Raw genomic sequence first — 15797 nt, forward strand, 5'->3', positions numbered from 1 at the left:
AAGTTTGGGAAAGGCTCTCTACAACTTAAATTATATGCAAAATTATACCACTTTCATTAATAGCTTATTAATCTTTGAAGTAGTTTGACAGCGTCATTTCTATAAGTTTTGTTATGTAAACGCCTTATATTTAACACAGCATCTAGCTTCTTTTTAACTAGTCGATTGATGTATTCATTACTAATAATCGGTTTAACGGCGTATATGTCAACATCTTTTTTAGAATAGTTTTTTATTGCTATTGTCTGAAAAACCAGCTAATAAGATCCTCTATTTACAAAATAGGTAGGTAAATGCAATACTTCATTTTTTTGGATACCAAGCCAATCCTCATGCACCCCTGCAATAAAAAATAATACAGGTTGTTCTTTGAAGTATTTGCACGTTTTACTCCATTCTCTATAGTCTGTAGAAGAAGGTTTAGCGTTCTTTTGTGGATGCGTATGCCACTCTCCTAAATACTGAATACGACCTTGACTAGAATCATGCAATTGATTTAAATGCTCTTGATGACCATGTACGCCTCTTTTATAGTAAACGGGCGTTCTAAAATCAGTTATCTTCGGTGTAGACAGGTGCATAACGTGAATGTCCTCGCCATGCAATCCCCGTTTTTCACCCATTAAAATGCCACAGCTTTCTAGCTGTGAATAATATTTCCTTTGTCTAAACCTATCTATTATTTCTAGGACATGAACTTCAAAGCTGACCATACGGATCGGACATTCATTTTTAAAAAACCAAGTATTGTTAATCATGGTCTGGCACATACATGACAGTCCTCATGTGGTAAAAAGTCAGCACTTTGTAGTTTCTTCCCGTGCCACTTTTCACTATACCGTGTTCTATAACGTGGGCTTACCTCTCCTTTCAACCAGTCTAATACCATATCAGTTACTAAAGAGGCAGTAGACATACTTGATGAAACGGCATAGGGTGTAAAGTCAGTACAGGCTCTAATAGCAGTAATAGGTTCTACGCCTCCTTCTAGTGCGTCGTATTCGGCTCGAATATGATGTCCATTCTTATTAATACAAGAGCGACAGGCACTTGCGACCATCTTATCGTAAAATAAAGACTGGACACATTCACCATTATTTCTAATCCAAGCATGGATAATAGGTGCAGTTATCTTTTCTGATTGATCGTAATTTTCATTGATACGTTGAGACACAGCAGAACTTGCCGTAGCATCAATTATTAAATCCACATCTGCCATAAGACCCATCTTATTTAAAATAGAGCTGGGATAAGCTTCAATATTCATATTAGGTAATTGATTCTCAATCTCTTTTTTTAGAACAGTAGCCTTGTTTTGATACAAATAGTTTTTACCTAGAACGTGCCTTCCTAAGTTTAATGAAGATAATTTATCATTATCAATTAAGATCAACTTTCCATTATTAGCCCCAGCACCTAAACGGGCTAACGCTAACGCGATATAACCACCGATAGCACCGCAACCAATTATTAATACCTTCTTGTCGATCAAACTAGGCTGTTCCAACTTTTTGATATTCCTTTCAAAAATGTGATGAGGTGTATAATTAAAAGAACTTAGCAGAAAAATCTTACTTTGACTCAATATCTTTTGTCGATAATTTTTTGAGAGATGTAAGTCTCCTTTGTATTGATAAGCCTTGTTTAATAAAGATAGGTCAATTCTAAAGCTAAGTGTTTCACTATCTATAATTAAGCATCCTGTAAAATCATAGTTGGATTCTTTCTCAGATATGTCTATATCTTTGATATGATTAACGTATCCAAAGATAGCTGATTCAAGTTGAGAATAGGCGCTCAAAGAAATCTTCTTCAACCAGTTGCTAAATGTTTTAAAAGGGATTCCATTCAATGAGCTTTCATCTATAAATTGGCGTGGAATGAAATGAGGCTGATAAGAGCTGCCTAAATTAATCACATGACATAGAGTGTTCGAACGCTCTTTTAAGTTTAAGACTGCAAAATTATGGTAGCCTGATGTATCATTAACTATAGAAAGAATAGAGCTGTAGTGTTTTGAATATTTTGGATTAGCATCAATATCAGTAGTATTATTTAAATGATATTGATGATTTTCACTATTACGAGTTGCTATTTGTTGCCATAAAAAAACGATTTCTTGCATTGTATCTTTGGATCGATAATGCTGATCAGTTAGCAGTTTAGTAACTATGTTTTTAGATTGATTGAAACAATATTCGACAACAGATAATTTATCGTAAGTATCAAATGATATCGTATTGACCAATGCGTAGCACAGGTAATAATAGACCTTATCATCAAGCACCCATCGTTTAAGAAATAGGTGAGGTGAAGGTAGAAGATTTTCGATAGCGCTTTCTGGTATAGACCTTACATATACAGAAGGCAACTCTATAAAATCCCAATCGGACACCTGTATTAGTAGCTCTATCTGGTATTTTCTACTTATATTTAAACGTATAATCCATGTATCGAGATAAGCTCGATTAGATACTACTTCATTTTGCCCTCTTAAATACAATGAAGGCTGCGCTCTACGTGAAAACGTCCAGTTAGGGTAGCGACTACTAATACCTATTATTACATCAGTACGATTCATAAATCTAAATCAACCGCCAATTTGTGGCGGGATAATAGCTGCACTTGCTGCTACCTGTACAGGTCTAGAACTAGGCTCTATGACACTAATAGAAACTAAATCCTCATTATCTGCTATTTTATCGCCAAGACTTGTTTTTAAGAGAGTGAGGCATTGTCTTGCGGCGGTTGCCTTAGTTGAACAATATTCAAGTGATTCATAAAATTGTTTAGCCAAACGATTATCTTCAGTTCTATACTCATGTGTATCATCTTTATAATCGTTAAATACTTCAGTTTCATGATCTTTTATATCTTTGCAAGTAACGTCTTGCAAAAACCTATCAGGAAGCATCGAGACTACTTGTATTAGCGCTTTATCATCTCGTTGCTGAGTGTATTTATACGTATCAACTGTTAATATCATAAGCGCTAATGAAGTAGGTGCTTTGCGGTGTTCAGGGTTAAAATTATAGTCTCTCCACGCCTTAATATAGCGAACTATAGATCTTAACTGTTGGCCTTCACCAGGAAGTTCACTACATTCCTTCAAAAACCATTCACGAACACGTTCACAGTTAGATACTTTCCACTTACCATCATTTCTGATTAGCGAAATATCCTTTATATAAGATTGAGTCGACTCGTTTTTTTGTGTACTGTCAAATTGGTTACTTTCAAAAGATTCACTCAAGTTAATAATGCCTGAACTACGAGTAAAGTTAGACTCTCCAAAAAAATCTGATAAATCTTGTGGTTGAGTATCTTCACTGAAATTTAAAGATCCTTCATATTTCCGATTTGATAAACCATCAAAGCTTTCGTTACTTTCGACAACGTCTGAGTTCTTACGACTTGAAATAGGTACATCCTTTAAGTCATTAAACATATCGTTAGGAACGGCGTACAAAGGAATATCGAAATGAGCGTCTGCCATGAATCCCCTTATACGTAGACAACTTGGGTTGGTATCATCTAGCTGCCAATTTTGATTAAAACAAAGTTGAGATAAGCATTGCTTAACATGGCCTATTAATACTTCTGCATCATTTTCTTGATCGCCTGAGAAACAATTTTCAGGCAGATAGCACCCATAATCAAAATCTATTTCTTGACCTTCGCGATTTGGTACATTACAAGTACCATAAGCCCATGAACCTTGTAATCTAAACTTTGGTTTAGTACCATATTTTTCTTCAAGCTTAACTTCAAGCGCTCCTTGCACAAGATCTTTGCAGTTTTTAAAAATATCTAGCTGATCTTTTGTAGGCAATAACTGAGTAAAAAAACCTTCTGGTTCATTACGTAAAACTCGATGAAAATTATTAGTAGGTATTTCATTATTCATTATCTTGCTCCTCAGTATTTACCCAAGTAGGTATAGTAGTTTGTTTTTTAAGTAAAGCTGATATAAATGGAGTCCCTAACGCATCTTTAGAAGCCTCGTGGGCATGAGAAAGTAATACTTTGGTTGCATATTCATCAGCTCTATCTAACCCTATATAATTTGTTGCATTTTTAGATACATCTGAATCTATATCAAAATACCTATTACCTAGCATATGCTTAGTCATATGAGTCATCATTTGCTGCTGACTTGCAAGAGTGAGTTCTATTATGTTCTTAGGAGCTTTGTTCAAAAAGAGACCATTAGCCCAATCTGTCATACCCCCTTGCTGGTTTTTCCTATATACGTCAGAAGTATGAGAAGATAGTGTACCTACATGTAATAAATATATATTCTCTTTAGGTATTTCAAAAAAATGCTGGGCTTCATGTATTGCCAGTAGACTTGGATTATTAGCAAAAAGTCCACCATCTACATAATTTGCATCTTTGAAATGGTATTTAGGAAAGTATATGGGTGCAGCGGAGGTTGCCATAGCTACATCCACGATGTCATGTTTGGCATCACGAAAAAAGCTGTGGTGATGGGGTGTTTTAAAAACTACTGGTCGTCCAGCGGAGAAGTTAATAGCAGGCACTATCACATTGTGCTTTAAATCACCTATTTTTTTATCTAAGAAGAATTGGCTTATTTGTGCTTTCAGATAGTCATTACCATAAGTGGCTTTGAATATGGAGAAGAAACTGAACCTCTGTTTCGTAAATATCCGTTCTCCATGCTGTACAAACATATCGACAACGTCTTTCATTGGAACTTCATACGCCACTGCTAAAGCGACTACTCCACCAATCGATGTACCTGCTATAAGGTCGAAGTAGCGTCCAATAGGCTGATTAGTTTGCTCCTCTAAATCGGCTAAAACTTTGGCCGTATATAATCCCCTATAACCGCCTCCCGAAAGCGTTAATATTCTAAATTCTTTATCCATTTTGAATCTCTCTTATTATGTATTTAAAGTAGATAACACTAGGGCTCGCAGTTTTTTTAAAAGGGAATGAGATTATTAGCAATATCTATTCTATCGTCTATCTAGACTACATTGTAGTTAATGTGCGTCAAAATAAGCATATTATGAATATGGCTGTTTATCTGACTCTAGGTGTGGAACTTGATGGTAAAAAAGGTTTCCGATGCTATTAACATGGCTTACCCCAGCGCTAATCTTCAGCTGTGTATTGTACAAATGGTCTGTTATTCAATGGAGTGTGTACCACAGATAGATAAAAAGGCAGTAATGCCTGATTTAGAGGCGATCTGTGGCGCTGATAAGTTTGAAATAGCGAAGGCTAGTCTTAATCATCTAAAAGTATGGGGAACAGTAAGTACCCACAGGTGGTTAAGCCTTGGTGTAATAACTGGGAGTGCTTAACTGTATTTCTTAACTATCCTCAAGACATTAAAAAAGCCACTTATACTATTGATTATCTAAACAGTGTGTTTTGTACTGCGGTAAATAAGCGTAAGGTATCTTCCTCTGATCAGGCAGCATTTAAAGTAGTGTGCTTAGCAACCCAGTCGGCATCTAAAAAGTGGTTGATACTAATTCATAACTGAGCATCTGTACTAAGTCGTTTTAGGATTAAGTGTAACTTCCGTTTGGATTGATGCATATTTATCCAAACGGAAGTTACACTTAACTTGGATTGAACTCTTTTAAAAAGCCTCTTTCATAGAATATTAACAGAGGTAGACTTTACAGAAACTAACATTTTATTCCAAAAATTATCCCATAGTTGACAGTATTCTAAAGCGTAAGTTCGGAGGTCTTCTACAGAGTGCAGGTGCAGTGAGTGCGTGATTAATAGCCATAGATCATTTTCATGATAGTCATCTGAAGCTACTGTAGTTATATCAGAGGTAGTACCATGAACATAATAATAGCCATCTTTGGTGTTTATTCCAGCATTCTCAACAGCCTGTTTTAAAGGAGCTGAAAACGCTATAACTTGTTGCTCTGCAACTGCAAGTAATAAAAGTAGCTTTATATAATCATCATAAGCTTCTTCCAAATATATTCTCAGGTCGGTAGATTCTTCTGTATATGCGTGATTCGAATCAATTTCTGAACTTATGTTTAACTGCCCTAAGACTTTTTTGAAAAGACAGAAGTGTGAGTTAAGAGGAGTCAGGCCATCATTGGTCTCAAAAGAAAAACCAAACTCGTCTGCTATATTCAGTCCTAGCAAAAAACGAGGATACATTTTCACGGACGAATATATTTTTTTATCTAACTGCTTAGCTTGAAACTGTGCCATCAATAGAGCATCAGTAAAAATCTCTACAATACTATTCTCATACTCCAAATGTATATACTTCAATGTATCTAAGCAAATGCTATCCTGGTTAAGAGTTTGAATGATGTCATGCTTGAATAAATGATGTTCTGCGAGCTCTGCCTTAAGGTCTAAAACTTTGTCCTGATTGTTATTCCATAAGGATTCTGGGATGCTACTGCTAAGTAGGCTTATTGTATTTCGTCTGGCAATTTTCTCATCTAAATTATACAATATACACTCTCCTAATATTAATACAGACCTTTCTGTATACTTGTGAGTAAAAAATAAGATATAGCTTATTGTGCCAAGCTATATCTAGTTGTAGTGAACAGATTTTTACTGATTATACTTAGAACAGATTCAAAACTAAAGAGTTATTTTATGTCAAAAAAGCAACTAGATATTTTAAAAACTGCTAGTGAGCTGTTTAATGAGCATGGATATGTCAGTGTGGGTGTAGATAGGATCATACGTGAATCAAGTGTATCTAAGATGACTTTTTATAAGTATTTTCCATCCAAAGATAGACTCATACAAGAATGTTTGACAAATCGTGACAATCTTATAAGAAACAGCATCACACAAACTTTAAATTCACATAAAGAAAAAGGGATAAAGAAGCTTGAAATCTTCTTAAAATGGTATGAGAGTTGGTTCAACCAGAAAGATTTTTTCGGTTGTATGTTCATTAAAGCTACAGATGAATTTATGCATGATGTTAAGCTTAACTCCATAATAATCAACCATAAGATGTGGATAACTAATACTATTAAGAACATCTTAAAAGAATGTTCTATAGAAAACCCAGAACTTATGGCTGATCAAATTAGAATTATTTTAGATGGTGCTATAATTAATGAAACTACTTTTAGAGATGGAAAGTCTATTGTAAGTTCAGGGCTAATTATTAAAACTATGTTGAAAATATAGTGTTTTCAAACACCTAGTAGAGTTTCCCCTGCATTTACAACTAACATTAATGCTAGTATTACTAAAATAATGCCGCCTGTTTTTGTAATTAAATACAGTTTATCCTGAGCTTTCCAAAGGTACTTACTGGCCACTGAAAATAACTCAGCGTAACAAGAGTGGATAATGATTACTAAAAGGCAAAATGTCAAAGAAAGTAGTAGAAACTGTGGCAAGTAGGCTTGGTTAGAATCAATAAATTGAGGGAATACTGCCATAAAGAATAAAATAGGTTTTGGATTTGAAGAAGATGTAAATAATCCTTGCTTAAATAGATTCCAACCATCATAAGTTTTTGTAGTTTCTACATTATCTGTTGTAGATGTTATTTTTAGAGAGTTCCTTTTCCCAAGGAGCATTTTAGCACCCATATAAAGGATATAAATCGCTCCAATTATCTGCACTGTTAGAAATGCTTTTTTAGATGTAGCTATTAGTAGACCGATGCTTGTAGCTGAAACTATAGCTACTGCCAGCATGCCTAGAGATAGTCCTAGTATGCCGTAAGTAGTTCTCTTTCTATCGTAGGTGAGTGAGTTTGTAATACTGAGGATAACACCTGGTCCTGGACTTGCTATAGTAGCTGACGCTATAAGAAGATATATGACAATATTATTCATAAAAGATTATTACCATCTAGATATTTTTAGTTTGAAAAACGCTTAAACGTGCAAGCTGCCCTAACTACTAGCTTTGGTAGCTTGCATGTCCAAAAAGAATAGAGTGGTTGACTAAACATATAAGTATTTTAGGCTGAATACTATGAATAGACTATTAAACTTTATCAAAGAGCAAGCTTATAAAAAGCAATACGATTTTTCTTTGAAGAACTCACTATCTTTGATAGATTGACCATTTTCTTTTGCTACATCTAGGTGGTAGCTAGTAGGGCCTGCATACTCCCATTTTTTTCTAGGCACTTCTAGGTTTATTGCTCTTTGAAGGTCATACTTTGATTCACTGCAGAAAAATCTCATAACAAATGCAGTACGACTATCATAGTCTCCATCTTCGAGCATCACGCTTTTATGAATAACATTTTTATCAAAAATAAGAGCATCCCCAACCTCGAAATCGTCTTGAACGGCGAAATGATCTAGTATCATCTTCATTCCGTCACTATTTAAAGGCTCATCTCGCATCTTCATGTAATCTTCTAGAATTAATCTGCTATTTTCATCATCCGTACTTTTCTCGACAATCTCAAAAACTGCTGGATCTACCTGCGTATACATGAATGAACCTGAGATTTTATCTCTTGGGATATACTTCATACCTCCATAATGGGGGGCACTAACTGGTATTAAAGGAGCCCAAATTGTGCAGCCAAAATCCTCTGCACGATGGTATCCAAAACTCTGTGTCCCAATATGATATGGAAATCCCTTATCTACCTTCTTCTTAAGTTCAAAAGCTAATGATTGAGCAAAGATCATTTTTCTTTGAGTTAACATACTCATAAACCCTTTAAAGCGATCAGACTGTATAAAGTCGATAACAACTGGGTCGTTTTCGAAGAGATCAAAGGCTAGTCGATTAAACCCGCTCTGATACTTATCAGTAGGGGCGTCTATCTGATCGTCTATTTTATTTTTAATATAGCTTATAAAATCCTTTGGATAAAAATTCTTAAGCAGTAAAAAACCTTCCTTTCTGAATTTTTCTTGATCTTTCAGACTTATCTCTAACATAATTTGCTTGTCCTTGCTTAGTTTTAGTTTATTGAATGATGTGGTCATTTGGAATTGAGATAAGCCTTTAGGTATATGAATCACGGTCTTAAACTGTAGTAAGATTTTAGTTAGTAAACACTACATACTATCCTTAAGTATTATGTCAATTGTATCTGTCTCAGATCATTCACTCTTTTTAGGATGTGCACTGATTTCAAGAAATAGCAATCAAGCAAGGAAAGTAGCGTAGATAATATCGAGCTATTACATAGCTATTGGATACTATTTGGCAAGATCTAGCCATTTGGATTACTATCGATTGAATGTAGGGCACGCTCTAGTCTCATTTTTCAAAGGCAGTAACAAAGTCTAATATTGAATATATTCGTTACAGACAAAAGTATAGACTAGATTTATTTCTTTGTATACAGACCTGTCTGTATTTTTATAAAATATGAGCATTCCGGTAGATTAGAATTAAATATCAAACCATTTTTTTAGAAAATATTTAATTATTTTACAACGAGTTATCTAAATTTTATTACTCTAGCATGTCGCTCGTCCATTACACCCACTAATGCACAAACATATCTTACTTGAGATATTTTGTTGACTTCCAAACAGCTGTTAGGTATAAATATAGCTTGTTAGACAGACAGGTCTGTATTTTTTGTAGTCATTTATTTGTTTCTCAGAAAGGAGTCCTGACTAGTTTAAGCCAACTATCATTATTTTTTAGCTAAATACTAAGCTTCGTAAAAGGAATATACGAGTATGTTATATGATAGTCCGATTAATTTAATGTTTGATGATATTTTCTTAAATTTAGATATTCTAGACCAAGAGTCGAAGCATAATATTTATCTAAAAATAGAAGGACTATCATTGACAGGTTCTATAAAAGTTAAATCAGCTGTATATATGATTGAACAACTAGAGAAGGAGGGAGTTTTAAAGAAGGGAATGACAGTAATTGAAAGTTCTTCAGGGAACTTAGGATTGGCTTTAAGTATGGTATGCGCCAACAAAGGGTATAAGTTTATCTGTGTATCAGATGTAAATATATCTCCTTTTAACGAACAATTAATCAAAGCCTATGGTTCTGAGTTAGTTATTATTGATTGTAAAGATGAAAACGGTGGCTATCTTGGAAGCCGCATAAAATACATCAAGACACTATTGGAAACTCAAAGTGAATTAATTTGGGTTAATCAATATGAGAATCAGAATAACGTCAAGGCTCACTATTATTCTACTGCCCAATCTATTTATAACTCATTTGCAAAAGTAGACTATTTGTTTGTTGGTATCGGAACAACAGGAACATTAGGTGGTGTGTCTTCATTTTTTAAAAAGTATTCTCCAACTACCAAGGTTATAGGTGTTGATACAACAGGCTCTGTCACATTTGGAGGTAAGCCAGGGAAAAGATTCATACCAGGGTTAGGAACAAGCTCGCCACCAGCTATTAGAAGGTTCTCAAGCTACGACGATATAATTTACATAAATGAGAATGAAACTATTTCAATGTGCCGAAAATTAGCAAAAAAAGGCTATTTTTTTGGCGGTTCTACGGGGACAGTTCTATCTGGTGTAGACAGATATTTGGATAAAATAGACGAAAAATCAGTGGTTGTTGCAATATCTCCTGATATGGGAGATAAGTATTTGGATACTATATACAGCGATAGTTGGGTTAAAGAAAAATTTGGGATGATCTTTTATGAATAATACACGAAATTTTAAGTTATTTACTTCGCAAGATGTAGAACCATGGATAGCTAGTAATGCTAAGAGGATTTTAAATATAGTAGAAAAAACATATTTACAATTTAGTCAGGAAATAGCTAGAAATCCCGATAGTTATTTTTTAAGGTTTCCTGATTCTAGTATAAATAGAATCATAGCTCTACCTGCTCATATTGATGACTCTCAACCTATAGCTGGTATTAAATGGATTTCCAGTTTTCCTGCCAATGTGAATAATGGACTTAATAGGGCTTCATCCGCAATTATTTTAAATGATAGAGTAACGGGATATCCTATAGCTTGCTTAGAAGGGAGTCAAATTAGTTCGTCTCGTACGGCAGCCTCTGCTACTGTAGGGGTTAAATACCTGCATAAGGGTCTGGAGATCAAATGCCTAGGAGTTATTGGAACAGGCTTAATTTCTCTTGAAACCGTACAGTTCCTGATAAATGTAGGATACAGAATTGATGAAATAAAAGTCCATGATAGAGATAAGTCTAGAGCTGAAGATTTTAGAGAGAAAGTAGAATCTATAGTTTCGAAGGTCTCGGTAAAAATTGCAAGTTTAGAGGATACGATCAAGGAATCAGACCTTATATTATTTGCCACTTCAGCCGTCGAGCCTTATGTTGACGATATGGCTTTATTCCGACACAACCCTACCGTCTTACATATGTCTTTAAGAGACTTAGCAACCAATATTATCAAAAACTCATATAATTTTTCTGATGATATCGATCATAGTATTAAAGCAGGATCTTCTTTACACCTTACCGAAATGGAAACAGGAAATAGGAACTTTATGGTTTCTGGTGCAGAGGGTCTTATAAAGGAAACTATAGAAATAAAATATAACAAACCAAGAATATTTTCTCCTTTTGGAATGGGTGTTCTAGACTTAGCTGTTGCTCGTGAAATCTATAAAGATATAACTCCTAGTTTTTCTACCGATCACTTTAATCCATAATATGAGGAGCAACCATGTTAAAGAAAAATAGCATTCGCGTAGATAACCCCGAACTGCAAGATAACTATTGGCCACCCGTAGATACTTATAAAATCGACAATATATCTCATTCGTACATAACCACTGAACTAGCCTTAAAAGATTATATTAGTGAGAATGACTCTTATGAGGTACGAGGTGAAAAAATCAATGTAGCTCTCAGTAATATATATTCATACATATATAATTATAAAGATAGTCCTATATATAATGAAACTGACTCCTTTTTAGAGACTAACTTTCTTAAAAAGAAAGTAGAACTTGAAGACCATTTTTTGAGAAATTGGTTGGATGTTAGCTTAAGCTCTGAATTTAAAGACCAAGAGTCTTTAGCTGTTTACTTTGAAGACGATTCGACTGGGAACGAGGGTATGAACCATTATTTCTTCGACTATGTAGCAGAAGAGATGTCTCGAGAAGCTATGATTCACTTTTTAAAAACTGAGATTTGTAGAAATGAATATGTAGATGATGAAGTTTCCCTACTAGTGTTTGGATTGCAAGGACAGATGAAAAAAGTGGCTGCATCAAACTTATGGGATGAATGCGGCTGTGGTGTGTTAAAGAATTTTCATACTTATTGGTTGAGACAGTTAATAAGAGATCTATCCTCATATGACGAATTTTTGACATGGAGAAGTACAAAACCGTGGTTCTTTTCCTTAACTTCAAATATTTTTAATGCCTTATTAACTAAACCATCTTTGAAGCTTGCTGCTTATGGATGTTTTACTACAACAGAGCAATGGGTTGAGTGTCATTTTGAAAAAATCATTAGAGGGATGAAACGAGTAGGTATCACATCTAATGATAGTTTAATATATTTTGATAAACATAAAACTATAGATCCTCATCATACATATGAGCTTATTGAGTCAGTCCGTAATCAAGTTCCCCAGCTAACTTCTGATGAGGTAGAAAAAATCCATTATGGAGCCAAATTAGCAATTAAAACGGCTGTAGAAGCTTACGATAGAATGTATGAATATTACAAAGGATTTTAATGATATTTCTATTATTACTGCCGTTAATCCTAAGCCTTTTGCTTATCATAGGATTTAAGAAAAGTGGTTTTGTATCAGGACTAATAGGCGTGTGTTCTACCCTCGTTATTAGTTACATGATGGAGTCCTTACAACTGGACTTAGGAGTCCTTTACAATTCTTTATTGAATACTATCATTCTTACATTAAGTGCATTCTTAGTTATCTTACCTGGCTTAACTCTGAATAATATACTTGAAGATCATGGGTACAACAGGAGCTTGCAAGGCTACTTAAAAGAAATGCCTATTGATAGAAACCATAAGGTTATGCTTCTGGTCTTTGGTCTTTTGCCTGCACTAGAGTCTATTACTGGCTTCGGTGTATCTCTAATACTAGCCGTGCCTGTTTTTATCTCTCTTTTGAAGCAAGAGACTGCTTTGAAAGTTTCTATGTTAAGTATGAATATCATGCCTTGGGGAACCTTGGGTTTAGCAACGGTTGTTGGTTCCAAAATTTCCAGTCAACCTATTGAATCTTTAGGTTTTCTCACAGCATGTATGAGTTTATTTGTATTTATTGTTTTAGGAGGAATCTGCTCATTCGTCCTCAATGAAAACGAAATAAAATACAAAAATTTTATCTTTGGCATCTCTATTGCTTCAACGATTTCAATATTATTAATGGTTTTTAATTATATGGGACAAGTGGAGATTGCTGGAGTACTCTCTGGACTGATAACTTTTCTAATCTTCTTTAGCTTCTTGTTAGTTAAGAATAATTCTAGTCTAATTTCTGAGTATAAGAACATATTGATGAATATATCTCCATATATTCTAGTGATAATCATTCTTGTTATTCTTAAAATTATAGTATCTCTTTTTCCTTATTTAATAGAGTCAACTACCTTTCATGGAGTGGGTGTCGATTTAGTTTTCATCAAAAGTCCTTTTTTAGCTATCGTGATAGCCATACTACTGATCATGAGCAAAAACAAATCAACTAAAATCAGTATTCCTATTAATAAAACAATCAAAGCTTGTTCAACTCTATTTGTGTTTATATTATTATCTCAGTTAATGAACTTTTCACAATTCATAGATGAAATTGTAGTTATTTTAAATAGTAATGAAAACTCATTTTTATACCATGTTTCTTCACCTTTGATAGGTATGCTAAGTGGCTTCATAACAGGGTCTAATCTTGGTGGGAATGCTTTATTGATGGATATGCAAAGTAGCTTAGGGGTAGTTTATAATAGAGAGCTTCTATTTTCGGCGATACAAAATGCCAGTGCGGGATTTGCAGTCTTTACTTCAGTACCTATTATTGTCTTGATACTGACTCTCGCAAAAAACACGCAAAAAAGCTCTTCCAGCATGGAGCAAGCGATGCTCAGGTTTGGCTTAAAATGTCTCGTTCCTATTTATTTTAGTATTGTTCTCGCTGTATTTATTATCGGTAACCTCTCTTTTTAACATGGTAGTCGTTTAATTAATAATCTCAAATTAAGATAGCCATGTATATGGAAAGCTTGAAAATATGGCTTGAAGGTTGTCAATATGTAAATACCCCATTCTTAATATAACCTCATTATAGAATAACTAAGCCACCCGTCTGTACTCAGCGGGTGTCATATTATCAAGTGAATCATGATGTCTCTCATTATTATAGACCTGTATACAAAATACAAAATATTAAAAGCTAATTAAAATTTGGGTAACGCAAACTGTTTATTATCGTATTGAACTAACATTAAATTTTCATACTCATTACATGGCTTGATATCTACATCTGATAGCGTTTTTATGCTGATAAAAAATCGATGAAAATACCTAATACCATAGTTGATCCACTGAATCTTTTCCTTATCGTTTAGTGGGCCGGTTAACATAGCTAGTGCTATAAATCGTCTTTCAAATTTTTGCCGATCCTTATCTCCAACTATTCTATAAGCTGGCTTAATTGGTATTTGATTAGATGGCCGTTTACAAACAAGGTTAAATTGACGATGATTGTTTAAGTATTGAACAAAAGAAACCATAGCCGTTATATGACCCTTATTCTTGATCAAGTACCTATCTATTTGAGCTTGTGACGGCGTTTGGCAGCCTCGTAAGCCATAGTGGTGGTATAAAATAATTATGGGTTGAAAGACCGTTCTAACAGAGCTTGGCTTGCTCTGACGACGCTTTTGTCTTTCATTTAAAAAACACAAGTATTCTTGCAGTATGCTTGGTGGATCATCATCAAAGGCGACGAACATTTCTTGGATAGCTGCTTGTGAAATAATAATTTGCTCTGTTGTATTATCGACAAAGATTTGACGAGTTTTTAAAAGCCATCCAAGTACAGGCATATTTTTTTGGACAAAGTGATTATCAAAGGTGTGAGTTATAATCTTATAGGAGGGTATCTTGCCCCATTGTAAGTCGCATTCTTTGAAAAACTCATCAAACCTGTATGCAGGGGCAACGAAGTTTCTTTTGCCCGTCCGACTACGAAGAAATTTACTAAAATCAGTGTAGCTTTGGAATATACTATGACTTAGTTGCTCTTCTAGCTCTCTTGTTGGGTTTTGATTTATCATATATTTTCAACTTCTCAATTCGTAATTGCATTCTTTCCCAAGAATTATTAACCGCCCTTGCTGACTTAGGTTTAGCAGATATCCTGTTTGCTTTAATTTGACGCTTTACAGCTGAAGGAAGCTCATTGTAGATAGGTAAAAAGGCTTTTGGTATGATAGGTCGCTTACCCAACCTAAAGCTATTTTGCGTTAAATTATTTTTCTTACAAGCTAATAGCCAGTCATCAAATTTGATTTTGAGCATCTGGTTGGCGTAGGCGATAAGCATTACTCTTTCCTCGTAGGATAAGTAATCAAACTTTAGCCCCGTTCTAGTTTTGCTTAGCCTAAGACCATCGATACCACATATACCAAGGGTTTCTACTAAATTTTTATAGATTAATTCTTTTTCTAAAGTACTCTTTCTTATGAGGTTGATGAAAAATAATGTCAGCTCAAACCAGTCACCAGAGGTTATTGAATGTCCAAAAACTATTGCTTGATTAGCGCTCAATACTTGTTCAGCCTTCAATTGAAACTCATAAGCATCTGAACCGCCCCGACTATATCGGAGACTTGATTGCTTGAGTCAGGCAGCTTTGTCT

17 protein-coding genes are annotated in these 15797 nt (G+C 34.6%); 7 read left to right on the forward strand and 10 right to left on the reverse strand.

Annotation, left to right across the window (positions count from 1 at the left end):
* Positions 1-257 precede the first annotated feature (257 nt).
* The 4 genes from L0G63_RS01800 to L0G63_RS01815 are packed head-to-tail and all read right to left on the reverse strand — an operon-like array spanning position 258 to position 4895.
* On the reverse strand, positions 258-758 hold the full coding sequence (locus L0G63_RS01800) for a Mov34/MPN/PAD-1 family protein (RefSeq protein ID WP_301449124.1): 501 nt from the start codon (positions 756-758) through the stop codon (positions 258-260).
* Positions 755-2581, reverse strand: a complete 1827-nt coding sequence (locus L0G63_RS01805; RefSeq protein ID WP_301449125.1) for a ThiF family adenylyltransferase — start codon at positions 2579-2581, stop codon at positions 755-757. The genes L0G63_RS01800 and L0G63_RS01805 overlap by 4 nt, the downstream gene beginning before the upstream one ends.
* A gap of 9 nt (positions 2582-2590) precedes the next feature.
* Positions 2591-3907, reverse strand: coding sequence for a CBASS cGAMP synthase (locus tag L0G63_RS01810; RefSeq protein ID WP_301449126.1), 1317 nt, complete (start codon positions 3905-3907; stop codon positions 2591-2593).
* Positions 3900-4895, reverse strand: coding sequence for a CBASS cGAMP-activated phospholipase (locus L0G63_RS01815; protein WP_301449127.1), 996 nt, complete (start codon positions 4893-4895; stop codon positions 3900-3902). Before L0G63_RS01815 ends, L0G63_RS01810 begins: the two co-directional genes overlap by 8 nt.
* Positions 4896-4987: 92 nt before the next feature.
* Between L0G63_RS01815 and L0G63_RS01820 the strand changes: the two genes are divergently transcribed.
* Together L0G63_RS01820 and L0G63_RS01825 are read left to right on the forward strand one after the other, a co-directional pair.
* Positions 4988-5107, forward strand: a complete 120-nt coding sequence (locus L0G63_RS01820; RefSeq protein ID WP_301449139.1) for a transposase — start codon at positions 4988-4990, stop codon at positions 5105-5107.
* A 43-nt stretch (positions 5108-5150) separates the two neighbouring features.
* Positions 5151-5336: a hypothetical protein gene (locus tag L0G63_RS01825; RefSeq protein WP_301449140.1), complete on the forward strand. Its 186-nt coding sequence runs from the start codon at positions 5151-5153 to the stop codon at positions 5334-5336.
* A gap of 298 nt (positions 5337-5634) precedes the next feature.
* On the opposite strand, the gene L0G63_RS01830 is transcribed toward L0G63_RS01825, so the two are convergent.
* Positions 5635-6474 carry a hypothetical protein gene (locus tag L0G63_RS01830; RefSeq protein ID WP_301449128.1) on the reverse strand — a complete coding sequence of 280 codons (840 nt, stop codon included), beginning with the start codon at positions 6472-6474 and terminating at the stop codon, positions 5635-5637.
* Between the two features lie 150 nt (positions 6475-6624).
* Here L0G63_RS01830 and L0G63_RS01835 point away from each other — a divergent pair, with 150 nt between their 5' ends.
* On the forward strand, positions 6625-7173 hold the full coding sequence (locus tag L0G63_RS01835; RefSeq protein ID WP_301449129.1) for a TetR/AcrR family transcriptional regulator: 549 nt from the start codon (positions 6625-6627) through the stop codon (positions 7171-7173).
* A gap of 5 nt (positions 7174-7178) precedes the next feature.
* Here the strand turns inward: L0G63_RS01835 and L0G63_RS01840 are convergent, their stop codons facing one another.
* Both L0G63_RS01840 and L0G63_RS01845 read right to left on the reverse strand, forming a co-directional pair.
* Positions 7179-7832: a LysE family translocator gene (locus tag L0G63_RS01840; RefSeq protein WP_301449130.1), complete on the reverse strand. Its 654-nt coding sequence runs from the start codon at positions 7830-7832 to the stop codon at positions 7179-7181.
* 177 nt (positions 7833-8009) lie between these two features.
* Positions 8010-8903 carry a hypothetical protein gene (locus L0G63_RS01845; RefSeq protein ID WP_301449131.1) on the reverse strand — a complete coding sequence of 298 codons (894 nt, stop codon included), beginning with the start codon at positions 8901-8903 and terminating at the stop codon, positions 8010-8012.
* 756 nt (positions 8904-9659) lie between these two features.
* Between L0G63_RS01845 and sbnA the strand changes: the two genes are divergently transcribed.
* Genes sbnA through L0G63_RS01865 form a run of 4 tightly spaced genes read left to right on the forward strand, consistent with a single transcriptional unit; the run spans position 9660 to position 14101 of the window.
* Positions 9660-10616 (forward strand): 2,3-diaminopropionate biosynthesis protein SbnA, encoded by a 957-nt coding sequence (gene sbnA / locus L0G63_RS01850; RefSeq protein ID WP_301449132.1) that lies wholly within the window; start codon positions 9660-9662, stop codon positions 10614-10616.
* Positions 10609-11601, forward strand: a complete 993-nt coding sequence (gene sbnB, locus L0G63_RS01855; RefSeq protein WP_301449133.1) for a 2,3-diaminopropionate biosynthesis protein SbnB — start codon at positions 10609-10611, stop codon at positions 11599-11601. The genes sbnA and sbnB overlap by 8 nt, the downstream gene beginning before the upstream one ends.
* 14 nt (positions 11602-11615) lie before the next feature.
* Positions 11616-12644 carry an iron-containing redox enzyme family protein gene (locus tag L0G63_RS01860; protein ID WP_301449134.1) on the forward strand — a complete coding sequence of 343 codons (1029 nt, stop codon included), beginning with the start codon at positions 11616-11618 and terminating at the stop codon, positions 12642-12644.
* On the forward strand, positions 12644-14101 hold the full coding sequence (locus L0G63_RS01865) for an L-lactate permease (RefSeq protein WP_301449135.1): 1458 nt from the start codon (positions 12644-12646) through the stop codon (positions 14099-14101). The genes L0G63_RS01860 and L0G63_RS01865 overlap by 1 nt, the downstream gene beginning before the upstream one ends.
* A gap of 126 nt (positions 14102-14227) precedes the next feature.
* Here the strand turns inward: L0G63_RS01865 and L0G63_RS13675 are convergent, their stop codons facing one another.
* Genes L0G63_RS13675 through L0G63_RS01875 form a run of 3 tightly spaced genes read right to left on the reverse strand, consistent with a single transcriptional unit; the run spans position 14228 to position 15724 of the window.
* Positions 14228-14305, reverse strand: coding sequence for an IS3 family transposase (locus L0G63_RS13675; RefSeq protein WP_367618350.1), 78 nt, complete (start codon positions 14303-14305; stop codon positions 14228-14230).
* A 26-nt stretch (positions 14306-14331) separates the two neighbouring features.
* Entirely contained in the window at positions 14332-15213 is an 882-nt protein-coding gene (locus L0G63_RS01870; RefSeq protein ID WP_301449136.1) for a hypothetical protein, read from the reverse strand.
* Complete coding sequence (locus tag L0G63_RS01875; RefSeq protein ID WP_301449137.1) at positions 15164-15724, reverse strand: hypothetical protein; 561 nt, start codon at positions 15722-15724, stop codon at positions 15164-15166. The genes L0G63_RS01870 and L0G63_RS01875 overlap by 50 nt, the downstream gene beginning before the upstream one ends.
* Positions 15725-15797 lie beyond the last annotated feature (73 nt).

The organism is Psychrobacter sp. (genome assembly GCF_030454045.1).
Classification (GTDB): domain Bacteria; phylum Pseudomonadota; class Gammaproteobacteria; order Pseudomonadales; family Moraxellaceae; genus Psychrobacter.

Coding starts and splice junctions, on each gene's coding strand:
- L0G63_RS01805 (WP_301449125.1), bottom strand. CDS start 2,581: ATGAATCGTACTGATGTAATAATAGGTATTAGTAGTCGCTACCCTAAC.
- L0G63_RS01835 (WP_301449129.1), top strand. CDS start 6,625: ATGTCAAAAAAGCAACTAGATATTTTAAAAACTGCTAGTGAGCTGTTT.
- sbnA (WP_301449132.1), top strand. CDS start 9,660: ATGTTATATGATAGTCCGATTAATTTAATGTTTGATGATATTTTCTTA.
- L0G63_RS01800 (WP_301449124.1), bottom strand. CDS start 758: ATGATTAACAATACTTGGTTTTTTAAAAATGAATGTCCGATCCGTATG.
- sbnB (WP_301449133.1), top strand. CDS start 10,609: ATGAATAATACACGAAATTTTAAGTTATTTACTTCGCAAGATGTAGAA.
- L0G63_RS01810 (WP_301449126.1), bottom strand. CDS start 3,907: ATGAATAATGAAATACCTACTAATAATTTTCATCGAGTTTTACGTAAT.
- L0G63_RS01825 (WP_301449140.1), top strand. CDS start 5,151: ATGGTCTGTTATTCAATGGAGTGTGTACCACAGATAGATAAAAAGGCA.
- L0G63_RS01865 (WP_301449135.1), top strand. CDS start 12,644: ATGATATTTCTATTATTACTGCCGTTAATCCTAAGCCTTTTGCTTATC.
- L0G63_RS01860 (WP_301449134.1), top strand. CDS start 11,616: ATGTTAAAGAAAAATAGCATTCGCGTAGATAACCCCGAACTGCAAGAT.
- L0G63_RS01815 (WP_301449127.1), bottom strand. CDS start 4,895: ATGGATAAAGAATTTAGAATATTAACGCTTTCGGGAGGCGGTTATAGG.
- L0G63_RS01845 (WP_301449131.1), bottom strand. CDS start 8,903: ATGTTAGAGATAAGTCTGAAAGATCAAGAAAAATTCAGAAAGGAAGGT.
- L0G63_RS01840 (WP_301449130.1), bottom strand. CDS start 7,832: ATGAATAATATTGTCATATATCTTCTTATAGCGTCAGCTACTATAGCA.
- L0G63_RS01870 (WP_301449136.1), bottom strand. CDS start 15,213: ATGATAAATCAAAACCCAACAAGAGAGCTAGAAGAGCAACTAAGTCAT.